General features: G+C 52.3%; 18 protein-coding genes. All 18 read right to left on the reverse strand.

Features of this window, described 5'->3' with window-relative positions; all coding sequences use genetic code 11:
* Positions 1-2 precede the first annotated feature (2 nt).
* On the reverse strand, positions 3-467 hold the full coding sequence (locus tag ASF99_RS17430; RefSeq protein WP_055968495.1) for a phage tail protein: 465 nt from the start codon (positions 465-467) through the stop codon (positions 3-5).
* On the reverse strand, positions 464-745 hold the full coding sequence (locus tag ASF99_RS08635; RefSeq protein ID WP_055968498.1) for a hypothetical protein: 282 nt from the start codon (positions 743-745) through the stop codon (positions 464-466). The genes ASF99_RS17430 and ASF99_RS08635 overlap by 4 nt, the downstream gene beginning before the upstream one ends.
* Positions 742-1,323 (reverse strand): putative phage tail protein, encoded by a 582-nt coding sequence (locus tag ASF99_RS08640; RefSeq protein ID WP_055968500.1) that lies wholly within the window; start codon positions 1,321-1,323, stop codon positions 742-744. The genes ASF99_RS08635 and ASF99_RS08640 overlap by 4 nt, the downstream gene beginning before the upstream one ends.
* Positions 1,316-2,473 carry a baseplate J/gp47 family protein gene (locus ASF99_RS08645; RefSeq protein ID WP_055968502.1) on the reverse strand — a complete coding sequence of 386 codons (1,158 nt, stop codon included), beginning with the start codon at positions 2,471-2,473 and terminating at the stop codon, positions 1,316-1,318. Before ASF99_RS08645 ends, ASF99_RS08640 begins: the two co-directional genes overlap by 8 nt.
* Positions 2,448-2,942 (reverse strand): DUF2634 domain-containing protein, encoded by a 495-nt coding sequence (locus ASF99_RS08650; protein WP_055968504.1) that lies wholly within the window; start codon positions 2,940-2,942, stop codon positions 2,448-2,450. Before ASF99_RS08650 ends, ASF99_RS08645 begins: the two co-directional genes overlap by 26 nt.
* The gene (locus ASF99_RS08655) at positions 2,930-3,349 is read right to left on the reverse strand and encodes a DUF2577 family protein (RefSeq protein ID WP_055968506.1); all 420 of its coding nucleotides are present in this window, start codon (positions 3,347-3,349) and stop codon (positions 2,930-2,932) included. Before ASF99_RS08655 ends, ASF99_RS08650 begins: the two co-directional genes overlap by 13 nt.
* A gap of 11 nt (positions 3,350-3,360) precedes the next feature.
* The gene (locus ASF99_RS08660; protein ID WP_055968507.1) at positions 3,361-5,223 is read right to left on the reverse strand and encodes an XkdQ/YqbQ family protein; all 1,863 of its coding nucleotides are present in this window, start codon (positions 5,221-5,223) and stop codon (positions 3,361-3,363) included.
* Positions 5,216-5,866, reverse strand: coding sequence for a LysM peptidoglycan-binding domain-containing protein (locus ASF99_RS08665; RefSeq protein WP_055968508.1), 651 nt, complete (start codon positions 5,864-5,866; stop codon positions 5,216-5,218). The genes ASF99_RS08660 and ASF99_RS08665 overlap by 8 nt, the downstream gene beginning before the upstream one ends.
* Positions 5,863-8,919 carry a phage tail tape measure protein gene (locus ASF99_RS08670; protein ID WP_055968510.1) on the reverse strand — a complete coding sequence of 1,019 codons (3,057 nt, stop codon included), beginning with the start codon at positions 8,917-8,919 and terminating at the stop codon, positions 5,863-5,865. Before ASF99_RS08670 ends, ASF99_RS08665 begins: the two co-directional genes overlap by 4 nt.
* 176 nt (positions 8,920-9,095) lie before the next feature.
* The gene (locus ASF99_RS08675; protein ID WP_055968512.1) at positions 9,096-9,584 is read right to left on the reverse strand and encodes a phage tail assembly chaperone; all 489 of its coding nucleotides are present in this window, start codon (positions 9,582-9,584) and stop codon (positions 9,096-9,098) included.
* Positions 9,585-9,647: 63 nt separating this feature from the next.
* Positions 9,648-10,085 carry a phage tail tube protein gene (locus tag ASF99_RS08680; protein ID WP_055968515.1) on the reverse strand — a complete coding sequence of 146 codons (438 nt, stop codon included), beginning with the start codon at positions 10,083-10,085 and terminating at the stop codon, positions 9,648-9,650.
* Between the two features lie 35 nt (positions 10,086-10,120).
* A complete protein-coding gene (locus ASF99_RS08685; RefSeq protein ID WP_055968517.1) occupies positions 10,121-11,557 on the reverse strand; it encodes a hypothetical protein in 1,437 nt (478 codons plus the stop codon).
* Between the two features lie 3 nt (positions 11,558-11,560).
* A complete protein-coding gene (locus ASF99_RS08690) occupies positions 11,561-11,761 on the reverse strand; it encodes a hypothetical protein (protein ID WP_055968519.1) in 201 nt (66 codons plus the stop codon).
* Positions 11,751-12,242 carry a hypothetical protein gene (locus tag ASF99_RS08695; RefSeq protein ID WP_055968521.1) on the reverse strand — a complete coding sequence of 164 codons (492 nt, stop codon included), beginning with the start codon at positions 12,240-12,242 and terminating at the stop codon, positions 11,751-11,753. The genes ASF99_RS08690 and ASF99_RS08695 overlap by 11 nt, the downstream gene beginning before the upstream one ends.
* Positions 12,229-12,723 carry an HK97 gp10 family phage protein gene (locus tag ASF99_RS08700; protein WP_055968523.1) on the reverse strand — a complete coding sequence of 165 codons (495 nt, stop codon included), beginning with the start codon at positions 12,721-12,723 and terminating at the stop codon, positions 12,229-12,231. Before ASF99_RS08700 ends, ASF99_RS08695 begins: the two co-directional genes overlap by 14 nt.
* Positions 12,720-13,079, reverse strand: a complete 360-nt coding sequence (locus tag ASF99_RS08705; RefSeq protein ID WP_055968525.1) for a hypothetical protein — start codon at positions 13,077-13,079, stop codon at positions 12,720-12,722. Before ASF99_RS08705 ends, ASF99_RS08700 begins: the two co-directional genes overlap by 4 nt.
* Positions 13,076-13,426, reverse strand: a complete 351-nt coding sequence (locus tag ASF99_RS08710) for a hypothetical protein (protein WP_055968527.1) — start codon at positions 13,424-13,426, stop codon at positions 13,076-13,078. The genes ASF99_RS08705 and ASF99_RS08710 overlap by 4 nt, the downstream gene beginning before the upstream one ends.
* Positions 13,374-13,565, reverse strand: a complete 192-nt coding sequence (locus ASF99_RS17355; protein ID WP_055968528.1) for a DUF7210 family protein — start codon at positions 13,563-13,565, stop codon at positions 13,374-13,376. The genes ASF99_RS08710 and ASF99_RS17355 overlap by 53 nt, the downstream gene beginning before the upstream one ends.
* Positions 13,566-13,569: the final 4 nt, after the last annotated feature.

Consider the following 13,569-nt stretch of genomic DNA (forward strand, 5'->3'; position numbering starts at 1 on the left):
GATCACACCTCCGAAATGAGTACACCATCGGTATCATATGAAAGAGTGAAGGTGACAGTCTTTCGAACTATCGTTCCATTCTGCTCGTAATATGTGATGGTTCTCGTCGTATAACTTGGACTGGAACCGCCCGAGAGGACGGATGTCGCATATAAAGAATTATCAGACTTGCGACGATACGTCACTATCGTATAGATGCCGTTGGCGTCTTTATTCGTTTTGATAGTCTTCAAATCGTCCGTCTTATCCAATAAAACGCCAATTTGATCTGCTACTGTTTTAACAGCCTTTGGAGTGGCAGCAAGTACCTCACTGTTACTGTCTGTTGCATTTGATAATTGAACTCGTCCTTTAGTTGTAACCGAGGCATCGTTATGGGCTTCCTCAATCCCAACTTCCCAGCGATTGATATCACTCTCAGTAACGGGATCATTCCCTTGCCAGTTCGTTTTTGCTGTGTAACTCAAGCCTTCACCTCCCAAGTGAATACGAAATCAATCAACTGATCCGCGGCAATCGCGACATCAATCGACTTCGCATTGATCAAGTTCTGATTCTCGTCATACGCCTTAATGGACGTTATCCGTGAAATACCGCTCAAGCTACATGCTTTGACCGTGACGAGTGGTCCTTCCGCTACGATGCTATCCTTCTGTACGACGATGGTGTCATTGAGCTTGATGGTCTGGATGCGTCCTGCTAAATCTGCCGCGATTCGTGATAGATAGGTCGTCTGTAGGGTCATACGATCACCTCGTTCTCTGATTTGAGTACTGCCTGACCGACACGCCACTCGTTTACTTTCCGATACGTCCGCGCCGTGATCCGGACTCGATCCACGATGTGTAGACTTTCCGCTGAAGATAGTCGCAAGACCATCTCGAGATGTGACGGTTTTACTTTCTGAATGGCTGTTCGCATGTCAGAAAAGTTCTTCATCGCTTCGACCGGGAAGTTAATCCAGAAGGCGTACTCGTTCGGCATGTTCTCGACTCTCGAGATGAACGCTTCCAAGTAGCTGTCGACGATCGTCTCAATCAATCGTTCATTCGGCGTCGCGCCCTGCCCAATCTTGGACTTGATACGTTTTCGCCGCTCTTCTTCCGTCCCGTCTGATGATGCGACCCGGTAATCACGTTCCCATAAAGACAACGCCCAGGTTGCACGTTCGAGATCGAGTTGTGCCTCGAGTTCTTCTTGCAACGTCTCGATGATTATCAATTCCTTCGCTTGCGCTCCATAGATGGATTGCCAGACAGCTGATTGACGATAGATTGGATAGACATGCTCAAACAGTCGTTCCTTTAATTCTTCTTCATTCATGGAGATTTACCACGCCTTGTGTCACGACGCGGTCACCTGGAACGACGACGTTCGTCGCTGAACCGTTCAGCGTCAATCCGGTGTAATCAACCACGCCGTCGATATCGATCAACAGTGCACCGACCTTCGCATAGTTGACGCGGAAGTCGACCACGTCATTCGTTTCCCACGCCCGTTGGTTCAACTCTTCTAAGTACACGGCCATCTTCTCTGCGAACTGCGAACGGACGGAATCGAGCGAGACGCCTTGTAGTTGCAACGTCGCTGTCACCTGCAGCGGCAATTCTTCTGAACCGACGACCGTGACCGTCGCACCGATCGGCGCATCACCTTTTCCGCGTCCTTCTCCTGCTACTGGGTCAATCTTTTCTTTGACTGCAGCAATGATGTCAGCAGTCGGTTTCTCATAGGTGATTTTCGTAATCAAGACTTTCACGGTACCGCGTCCCGCCCAGAGCGGGATGACTTTTACTTTACCGACGCCGTCGACGCCAAGTGCCCACGTCACGTAATCGCCGTCATTCCCTCCACCACGTTCTTCTGAGACATATGCGAAGTAACGGGAACGGTAACTGTCGTTGTCCTCTTCTTCTGCACCGAGCGTCGCGGCGACGGGATTCGTCACCGTATTGATGCCGATGTCTGACGCAAGCTGAATCGCACCAGCAGGTACCCGACCGATTTCACCCGCTTCGATTGCCACGACTTCGATGGAGAGTCGACCGCTCTCTGGAATGACACGTTCGGTCTGGTCGAGGATTTCAAACTCGATCGCCTCCTCGTCCTCCCGAAGAACGACGGTCGAGAACGTCGTATCCGCTGGAATGACGTTCCCTGGTGCTCCTTCGATATCGACGAGTGCTCGAGCGGGTTGTGCCTCGATACGGGAAAGTGTCGGTACCCGGTTCAGGACGACACGATCCAAGTTCTCATCTTCTGCCGTACTCGCGAAGGACGCCCGCATGATGTTCTGCATGTAGAGACGCTGCATCGCGAGTTGGTTCGCCACCGGTGCCTGGGCGTCGTAGATGTATGAACCTTCCCGTCGGTCCCATTTCGGGTCGGTCATGCTGAGCATTCGGTCAAGGATGACATCCTCGTCTTCTTGCAGTGGTGCCGGGAGATCAGGTAGATCCAATAGATTCGCCATCTGGTCCTTCCTCCTTCAGTTGTTCTGTCGTCGTCGTTTCGCCGACGATCGTATTCAAATCAATCGTCGCCTCGAAACGCCGTTCTACTTTGATGACATCGACCTCGTCGACCGAGACGATGCGGTCGTCATAAACGATTGCATCCATCAAGCTATCCGCGATGAACAGGCGCTTGACATCGTCTGAGACGTCAAGACGCATGTCATCCTTCGCCTCGCACCCGTAATCCTCCGAATAGATCGGATAGGCATCCCGCGGTGTCAGGATCATCTTCGAGATGACGTTCTTGAGTCCATCGATCCCGTCATCGACAAAGATTTCGTCATTCGAGCCTTTCACGAACTCGCCTGTTTCGAAATCAAATAGCGGTGTCAACATGCCACCCGCTTGTTCCGTCTCTTCTTCGGCATAGACGTCATCCACGACGACTTCCGGTAATAGTCCCTCTTGTTCTTCTACGTCCGCCATTTGGTCACCACCATCCATTTTTCTGTCCGGTTCCGGATCGGCATCAACAAGACATGGTCTCCCGTTGCTGTCGTCATCGGATCGAAGACGTCTGCACGTGCCACCCGTTTCTCATCGATCATGAAATCCGCCGACGAGCAGATGCCGACGTAGCCACCTTGTCGCACCGGTTGCAATATCCACTGGGAACCACTTGCGCCGGTATCGCTGATTGCCTGCAGGATGACGAGTTCTCCTTTAACGAAGAAGTGCGCATCCATGACGAAGGCATCCGCGTCCCGTTCGCCGACACCTGAAATGTTGACGACGAGCGGTTCGACTTGGACGACCGTCCCAATCAAGATATGTTCTTGTGATGTCGTTGGTGTCAAAAACAGTTGACTGAAACGGGTAGCTGGATCTTTCATGCTCGTCCCTCCTAGAAATTGATGTACGTATGCGGATTGACCGCATGGCTCTTGCTATAGGTCCATCGACCGCGGTGGAGTTCAAAATGAAGATGCGGCCAATCCGACCAACCCGTGTTCCCGACATAGCCGATCGTCGTGTTCACCGTCACCTTCTGACCGACCTTCACCTTTGGCTTCGCGTGGATATGAGCATAGACACTCTCCCATGTCTGACCGTTGATTGAATGGACGATATAGACGACCCAACCATATGACGTTGACCAACCTGATCGTGTCACGGTACCATCCGCGACTGGATGCAAACGTACTTTTCCGGTCTTCGCGCGGTCAATCAGGATATCGATCCCGAAATGACCAGCTGGTGTCTTGAATTGCTTCCGTCCCATCCAGCCACCGCTCATCGGACGGACGAATGCCTTGTTCGATTTCGAAGGCGATGTTTTCCCGCTTTGAATCCGGACCTTGTAATGTGAGCGGATCTTATCCCACTCGCCTGCTTTTTGCCGGGCATCCGCTCGACCTAGTCCTTTTTCGAGGATGCTGATTTCGACGTCCCGACGTCCGAATGGGATGCATTCCTTTGCCGGGAGTCCCATGTCGATCCGTTTACCTTTGATGGCACCCCCGACGTCTTCCGCGAGATAGATGCCGCTGTATTCCGGTTTCGCCCGACACTTGATGTAGACGACGGAACCCATCGGTATCAGCTTCGGGTCGACGGCGATGCTTCGCTTCGTCTTGAATTTGTTGCCGGATGCGGTCGTGCCGGTACCGTTGATACCACCTAGAGCGGGATTGTACGCTGTCGCGACCCAGCCCTTGCTGAACTTCAAGCGGATGCCTTTGATGGATTCTGTGGTGTTGCCGAGTCCGTCCTGTTTCTTCTGGACGTCCGGCTTCTCATAGCTGATTGACGGCAACGACGTGCTCACGACGGCGTCCGCGTCCATGACGACATGATTCGGGTAGATTTCATATTTCACGTTGTCGAAGTAATACCCGTGTGCAATCAAGTCATCTTTCGACTTGATGTAGGCATAATCACCGGAGAAGAACCGCTGCGTCCCCGACGTCGCAACATGACGGAACGAACGGGTCACTTTCGACCGGTTCTGTCGATCGAGAGCTTTCTTTGCTTCCCGTCGTGCATCGGCATCGTTCGTCGCATCGCTCTTGATGTAAGTCGAGAGCCGTCCGTATTTCTTGATGCTCGTCGTGCTCTTGGCGATGCCGTCCGCTCGTCGTTCGCGGTTCCGTGCCCGGACATAGTTCTTCCGGTCCTCGTTCGACCGCTCGACTTGCGCATCCGTGATGCCTTCGCTGAGGACAGGCACGTTCTTCGGTCGACTTCGCTCGTAGACCTTCAACCCGTTATCGTAGCGGATCCAGTACGACTTCTTCGTTTTCTTCTTGTCTTCCGTCAGAAGGGACGCAAGGACGGAGTAATAGCTGTCGTATTTGTCAGCCCGGTAGTCTAGCGTCTGGCGATGCGTATACTTCCCTGCTGGTAGCAGTTTCGGTTTGATGCCGGCTCGTCTGCAGATTGTGTCAATCGCCTTCCGTGTCGTCGTGCCTTTCTTGAAATAGAAGTCATCCTTGTTTTTGACGAGGTAGAGCAGCGGGTCGTACGCGGTGATGTTGATCACGCGGTCCTTCCGCTTGATGACGAAGATGTGACCGAAGAACCAGAGTCGCTTTCCTTGCCGGACGGAGATATGTGCCCCATCCAGTTCCGGTAACCCGGATACGCGCATCAAGTCGAGGGACAGCTTGACCGCCGCTTGCGAGACGCTGTCCTCGAGCTTGATCGGAATGATGACGGCTTCACTAACGTCATACTTAGAATCGATGTAGACGCGGAGATCAGCCATAGTACAACACCATCCCCGGATAGAGTCGGTTCGGGTTCTTGCCGATCGTCTTCTTGTTACGGGTGTAGAGCGTCCGCCAATTGATCTTCAGGCGTTGAGCGATGACCGTCAGTGAATCATTCCGCTTCACGACGTACTTCTTCGGTTTCGAACTCTTCTTCGTCGTTTTCTTCTTCGTGGATTTCCCACGCTTCGACGAGCCTTTTCCTTTTTTCTTCAGCTTGCTGACTTTCGGGTACGCGTATTCCTCGAAGCTGATCTCGAACTCGAGATCCGATTGTTTGGCTGATCGCCCGAGTTTCGGTTTATCCTGCCAGGAACGATAGGAAAGGATGCGACAGCGCATCGTCTGCTTCGTGTCCGTGATGGCGAGGGTCACGACCTCTTGTTTGCCTTTAATGCGACGCAACGATGCATCCAGCGTTCGTGGCAGTACGAAAGCGCCCGTCTGATACGTCCGCTTCGTCCCCGGAAAATGACTCGTCAGAGAGAACGTCCGGAGTCCGGTCGCCGTGATGAAGGAATACGTCTTTCCGCGGATCCCGTCGTGCGATTCTGTCTTCTTGTCTCCCCCGGATAACCCAAGACCCGGAGGCGTGACAGGGAACGTGAGCGTTCCTTTACTATGCTTGATCGTAATCAATCCAACATCGCCTCCAAGTTATGTGTCGGTAGGTTTCGGTCCAGTTCTTCCATCTTGTCTGCGATGAACGCCATCAAGCGCATGCCAGTCTGCTCGAGCTTCACGGCATCGTCACCCAATGCACCGAGTTCATCCGATCCGATGTTAAGGTGGAAGACGTTCTGAGCTTGCGTATTTTGCGACTGGTTGACTTGATTCGTGATGCGTTTGCCCATCGCGGATGGTAATGCCTGGCGAGACTGTGCCTTAAAAGGCGTCATGATGCCTTGAGCTATGGCGGTTTCGGACATTTTCTTGAGGAGAGGAATGCGTTGTTGCATTCCTACCTCATGTCCTTCCACGGTAGAGGCACCGATCGGTATGATCGTTCTAGCGGGTGAATTGATTTTGAGCCCTTTGCTGAACCATGATGGAATCAAGTCCGTTAACTCAGATACCTTGTCCGAGACCCATGTGAACCCGCTAGCGAGTCCGTCCACGAGACCACGAATGATGTCCTTCCCAATTGAACTCAAGTCAATGTCTTTGAAAAACTTGACCGCTGCATTCCAGCCGTCGTCGATAGCCGTTTTAACAGTTTTCATTGCGGAAGATACGGTCTTCCCGAAACTTCCGAAAACCTCTTTAACAATCCCGGAAATCGTCTGCGTAACTGTACGGAAAGTATTCGTGATGGTACTCCATGTCTTACTGATCAACGAACTTACCGCGTTCATGATCGTTCGAATGATGCTGCCGATTGCATTAAAGCCAGTACGTGCCGCACCAAGGATTAAATTGATTGCACCTTTGATGATGGAGACATATCCTTTCCACATATTCGAAATGAAGCCACGAACTGCCGAAAGAGCACCAGAGATATTCGTCTTCACGAAATTAAAGCCGCCAGAAACCGTACTTTTGATACTGGCGATGCCACCAGAGAAGAATGCTTTAATCGCTCCCCAGAATCCGGAGATGATTCCTCTTCCGCTCGCCGCTAACAAGCGGAAGCCACCAAGCACCCGTCCGACGAGCAGTAAGTTGACATAGTTCCAGATGAACTGGATTGCACCGAAGAACGCTTGTTTGACACCTTCCCACATCTTCTTGAAGTCGCCCGTAAAGAGACCGGAGAAAATCTTCACGACCCCGAGGATGACGTTCAATGCACCTTGGAAGACGCCTTTGATGTTGCTCCAGATGCCTTTGATGATGAAAAGTACAGCCGGCATGATGAACTGAATGACACTCCAGATGCCTTGGAAGACGTTTTTCACCGCTTGCATCAGTTGTGCTCCGTCACTTTGCCAGAAAGCGCGGATTTTCGTGAAGATCGACTTCGCTAGATTGACGATGGCAGTGAATGCGCTCGAGAGTGCTGAACGAATCTTGCCCGTGATAGAGAGCACTTGTGCAATGGAGCCATTAGAAAGACCTAGCCTGCTCAAGATACTTTTTGCCGCTCCATCATTCCCGACCAACGACGCAAAGACACCTTTGATCAAGGTGCCGACTTGTTTGAATTTTTCACCGACGGTCTTCGCTGCATCCTTCAAGAACAAAATCTTATCCCGGAAGGCGTCAATCTGTTCATGATTGAAGTGCGCGCTGATCATAATCTTCCGCGCTTTTACGAAGTCTCCTGACAACATGGCTTTCAAGCCTTGCAGTCCGCCCCTGAACTTGTCAGAATACGTCCATGCCGCCTTGAATCCTCCGACGAGTAATGCGATAGTACCGACGACCGCTCCAATTGCAATGGCGACTGGTGCGATGAACGGTGCCATGAGCGCGAATCCTTCAACCATCATCGGGAGTAACCCGACAAGGATTGCAATCCCTCCACCGAGTATTAAGATTCCCGCTAGAATGGCAGCACTCGTAGCAATCATCGTCTTCATCGGTTGTGGCAGTTGATTGAATGCATTAACAAGACTCGTGATGACTGTCGCCGCGGATCGAATAGGACCTTTCAGTCCATCCCCGAGAGCGATTTGAGCGGATTCCGCTGCACCCGTCATCTCTTCTAACGCACCTTTCAAGTTATCTTTCATCTTGTCCGCTGCTTCTTTCGATGCTCCGGCACTATTCTCTAACGACTTCGTCATCTTGTCGATTTCGCTCGGTCCAGCTCGCATCAAGGTCAGAAATCCGGAAGCGGCTTCAGTACCAACCAATTGAGCCAATGCTGCCAGTTGCTGCGCATTAGTCATGCCTTCAAAAGAACTCTTCAGATTTTTGATCAATCCAGAGATACCGACAAACTTTCCTGATGCATCCGTAATGTTGATGCCAAGTGTCGCCATCATTTTGCCAGTCTCTTCCGATGGTTTCAGCAACGCAAGAAGTCCGCCGCGTAATGTGGTACCGGCTTGTTCACCTTTCATTCCTGCATTGGTCAAGAGACCAATTGACGCTGCCGTCTCTTCTATGCTGACACCTAATGCCGCTGCAGGTGGTCCTGCATACTTCAGAGCGTACTGCATATCTGTGATGTCAGCAGCCGTACGGTTCGCTGTCTCTGCTAAGATATCGGATACGCGACTTGCTTCGGATGCTCTCATACTCCAAACATTGAGCGCGGAAGCTACGACTTCAGCCGTTTGTGCCATGTCTGCACCCGATGCTTCTGACGCACTGATGACTCCTGGCATCGCAGAAAGAATCTCTTTCGTCGTCATCCCAAGCGCGGCTAGCGATTCTTGTCCAGCCGCTACCTCCGTCGCACTCTTTGAAGTAGCGGCACCAAGATCAAGCGCGGATTGTCTCAGACGATCAAGTTCACCACTCGATGCACCCGCAATGGCACCGACACGACTCATCTGCGCGTCAAAATCGACTCCAGTCTTGACCGCCGCTCCTAATCCGGCGGCGACGCCCAATCCCATGAGCGTGGCAGCACCGCCGACCGCATTTAATGATCCGGAAGCTCCTTGCAAGCGTTCGAATGTCGTTTGTGTTTGTCTCGCATCCTCTTGCATGTTGCGCATCGAGCGGCTGACGCGTCCAGAGACCTCCGTGAACATGTCACGCAGGATGATGGATGCCGTTAACGTCTGATTAATTGCCATTCATCATTCCTCCCGTTCTTCCTCTTCCGCGTCGATGACGATCTGTTCGGATGCCATCAAGAACAGCTTCACGTTATAGGGCGCATTCCAGAAATCTTCCGGTCTGACTTGCTTCCGTTGCCAAAGGACGTGCGCCCAACGGAGTTCTGCATCTTCACCTTCGAGGATGCTCGCCTTTACTTTCCCATCTCACCATCTGGCTCATCGAGTCCAGACAAGGCAATGACTTCCCGTGAAGCATCCGCGAGACTGACCGTTCCGAACAGTTTCGGGATGATCAATTCAGGTAGCGGAACCGGTAGTCCGAGCTTCGATGCGAGTTCTGGACTCCGGAATGACATTGTCGTTCGACGTGAATCCAGTGCCTTGTCGACGATCAAGCTGTTGTACTTCAGTTCATCGAGTTCTTCCGTGATTTGACCACGTGGACCGTGTTTCTTTTTAATGGCTTCTTTCCGGATTTTGCTTTCTTCATCCGCGTTGAGGGCAGTAATCGGAATCTCGAACCATTTCCCGTCAATCGACATCATCTTGACGCTGCCTGCACGGCGATTCGCGATGTCGATGTCCATCAAGTCGGACAAGGAGACGTATTGCTTCTCCTGTACCACCTCGTCCTGTGATGCTTCGTCTACTTCATGTGCGTAACGGTCTGCTGTTTCCATGAATATGTATCCTCCTCTGAAATTAAAATGAAAAAGGAGACCGAAGTCTCCATTGTGTCCGTCTTATAGGAATTTGTAATCGTCCGCCGTGAAGGCGAGATCCGTGTCACCGGTATCTTTGACCTTGAAGCCAATCAAGTCGACCTCGTCGAACGTGACACCCATGACCGCTACCTTTTCTCCTGGGAGATCCGGATCGCGATGTTCGAAGATGAGCGTCCGCGGAGCGTCCGGATCATTCAAGATACTACGACGCAACTCCGCGATTTTTGCCGTCCAGTGCATCTTGATTTTCCCGCTAATCTCCGAACCCATCGTCCGGTTGCCGTCCGCTTTCGCATTTCCACGTTCGACCTTCTTCTTGTTGAACTTGACCTTCACTTCAGCTTCCGTGACCTCGACCATCGCCCGACCAGTTTCGTCATAGACTTGGCCGTACTTCCCGCGGAGAACTTTCCGCGGATCAAGTACCGGTAACTTATCATCATAAGCTTGAGACATGTAATTCCCTCCTATTTGCGTTCATTTTTTATAGCTTAGGACGCCGTATTGTTTGCGTAAATTTGCGTAGCCGTCCCGTAGACAGTGAACGCTGTCTTGAAGTAGGCTTCGGTCTTGTACGCTTGTTCCGTCGCTCCCTCGCCATGATAGCGGCTATCTGGGACACAATCATAGACTGGCTCGATGACTTCGATGTTCGAACTCGCGAGGGGTTCGAGGACCAGTTGTTTGATCTTCTCCGCGACAGCGTCCCGCTTCGATGGACTGTTCGACTGGGAGCGGAAGTATTTCTTGAAGACTAACTCTTGCTCTTCCGTGATCAAATCGAAGACGTTGATCGTCTGGATTTGTTGCAAGTCACGTAAGGCAGCGTCTGGATCCGCATCCGCGTCGATACCGATGAGCGGATCGAGTCGAGAGAAGTCCGTCATCGAGTTGACCGGTGCATTGTAGACGACGTTCTTGCCTTCCGCCTTCAGCAACAAGTAACCCTCTTCAATCTTCTGGTTCGCATCGACGTCTGAAAGCTTCTCGAGATCATCGAAGATCGTCAGATGACCCGCGAGTGAACGGTTGACCGGAATCGAGATGGCCGCTGCTAAGGCGAGGACGGCTTGTTGTGCTGGGGAGTACTCGACACCCTCCTTATACGCTTTCTGCATCGTCGAGATGGCACCGTAGTAGTTAACGTCCGCTGATGCGAGTCCACCGAGTGCCGTTTTGACGAATTGACCGTTCGGTCGCTGCGTCCGGACGAAATCAAGGAACATTGCTTGGATGGCGTTATCTGATACACCGTCATGGATGATGGCATTCGCATATTCCGTCTTCGCGACTTCGAGGAACTCTCCGTAATCGAGCGCTGTCACTGCTTCTCCTGAATGTCCTGCCGTCAACAATTGCGCGACGACGTTCGCAGGAAGTACATCCGTCACCTTCTCGACGCGGATGTACTTCGAGTTCGCCGCGAGCGCGACAAGATCGTCGTTCGATGCGAATGTCAGCTTCTCGAGCTGCAGTGCATTCTCCGTCAAGAGTAGTTCCTTCTTGTTGTTGTCTCCGATGACCGGACGGATCGTCACCGCGAACTGGTTCCCGCGTGCGCCCTTGTACCGCGCCTTGACCTTGATCGACGTCAAATCGAGCGAGGCTTCTTTCGCGGCACTTGCTGCTAGACGGTAGACCTTGATTTCCTTCAAGGATACGACGCTCGTGCCGTCTTCTCGGATGAAGGCGCTGTTGAGGAACGCATCTTGTAAGAGGAATGCGGATTGTCCGCTTCCGAACGCGGTCTTCGCTTCATCCGTCGAGCGGACGGTCACGATCTGGTTGATCGGCCCCCAGTCTGCCCGGACAGGCATCAGGAGCGTGCCGCGTGCTGACGATTCGACGCCGGACGTCGTGGCGATGTTGAACCGGACATAGACGTCCGCTTGTCGCTCGTGGCGACCTGGAATCATTGCTTTTGCCATGGATCATTGCACCTCTTTCTGTTTGAATGCTTCGATGCGTTCGATCGCATCCGTTTGTGACATCTCCGCCTGCCCAAACAAGGCACCGACGACGATATGCCGCGGATAACCGAGGGAGGCATGCGCCTCGATCAGTTCTTCCGCTGGATAGACCGGTTCATCTGAAACGATCGTGACCGCTTCGTTGACTTGCTTACGTGCCATATGTGTTCAACTCCTTGTTAAATACTGCCGTATCGAGAGACGGGAGTTCGACTTCTCGTTCTGATACGTACCGTTGGCCGATGACTTGGAAGTTCAGCGCATCGTCCGAGACGAGATTGTTCGCAAACTCGCACTCATCCAGTTTCCCTTCTGTCTCAACCCAATCTCCCTCAGCTGTGACGCTGATCAACGGGATTTCTTGACAGTTCACCATGAGCATGGTCGCAATCCGCGAGACGAACTCTTGCATCTGCTCGGGTTCATCTACGAAAAGCGTACCGAGAATCATGGGTTTGTATCGGTACCAGTCTGCGCTGAAAATCTCAGGTGTCCCTCGCGGTGGCGCCAAGACGAAGAAGGGACGTTCTGCCCCTTGCTCGACTGGGCGGTCATAGCCGCGGACGTTGGTGGTGTCCTGCACGAACTTAAGCACGGATCGTACGTCTTGGACACCTAACTGATCACTATCAAAGTAGCTCATTGAAAAATGCCTCCAATTCACGATTGATGAAATCCTGACCGTCGCTCTCGAATGAATGCCATGCGTTCTTGAAGAAATGCTTTCCCATGACGGTCATCGGTCTCAACCACATGCCGCCGTCATGGTCCGGACGATATTCAAACTTGTCATTCTTCCATTCACCGGGTACGAATCGCCGGGATTGCCGGTGACCATTCTCGACCCAGTCCGCATATTCGACGTTCGTACCGAACACCAGTTTGATTCCTCTTATTTTCTGCATCTTGAAGATGGAATCTTCGCCATCCGTTCCGCTCGATGCCGCTGCTAACGAGTTTCTGAGCCGTCCATCCATGACCGGTGCGACAGCCGTGACGCGATGAAGGAACGCGAAAGCGGTCAGCGTCCCGATTCGCTCCAGCTCCTCATCGAGTTGTTCACGTTGCGCATTGAAGCGGTCGAACATGCCATTATCATTCAACTCGAACTTGAAATCACTCATGCGCTATCCACTGCCTCGACCGGAATCTCATAATGATGGATGCCTAGACGATCATGGACAGCATAAGGACGCCCGCATGTGAACGTCCCGTATGCATGCGATCGGTCTTTCGAGTAGATCTGCAGTTCGTCACCCGCTGACAACGGTACTTTCGTATGGACGAGGAAGCGACGATTCAGTTCATTCTGCTGATAGGACACGCTGAGCCGGTTCTCTTGCTCCGCTAAGCCGACCGCGACATCATGCAGGACTTCCGTCCGCGTCGAGGTCGCATTGTACTTCGCGGACGACTGGACCATCCGGAAGACGTCCGCTCGTTGGAACAAGAGAGACTCATAGGGACTGAACGGGTTCATAGGAATACCACGCCAGACGATTCCGGTTCCGGTTCAGGTGGTGGATTGAGATACGGTTCGAGGAAGAGCAATGCCTTGTTCAGGTATTGACCCGATGTATCGAGCGTCTCCTTGTAATCCGAGCGTTCGATACTCTTCACCTTCGGGACCGCCTCGTCCATGACGAGATAGCAGACCGCTAGCTTGATGGCTTCCGGAACCGGTAATGGTACCGGAATCTGTTTCACTAAAAAACGCTGCTCGACCTCGATGATCGAGCGGGTCAGAGCAGCGGCTAATTCTGTTTCAGGTAGGTTACTTAGGGTCGGGAGCTTTTCCGCCGCTTCCGTCGTCGTCATTTGAATCATCTTCAACACCTCCGTCTAGCTGTTCGATCACTCCGCCCTCCAGCAGTTCTTCTGCGACTGCCTTCGTGACTTCGAAGCGAGAACCCGGCTTATGGAGTGCTCCTTTGTACTTGATATGCGTGAGAGCCTTGACTTTCATATCA

Source organism: Exiguobacterium sp. Leaf187 (genome assembly GCF_001423925.1).
In the GTDB taxonomy this organism is placed as follows: Bacteria; Bacillota; Bacilli; order Exiguobacteriales; family Exiguobacteriaceae; genus Exiguobacterium_A; species Exiguobacterium_A indicum.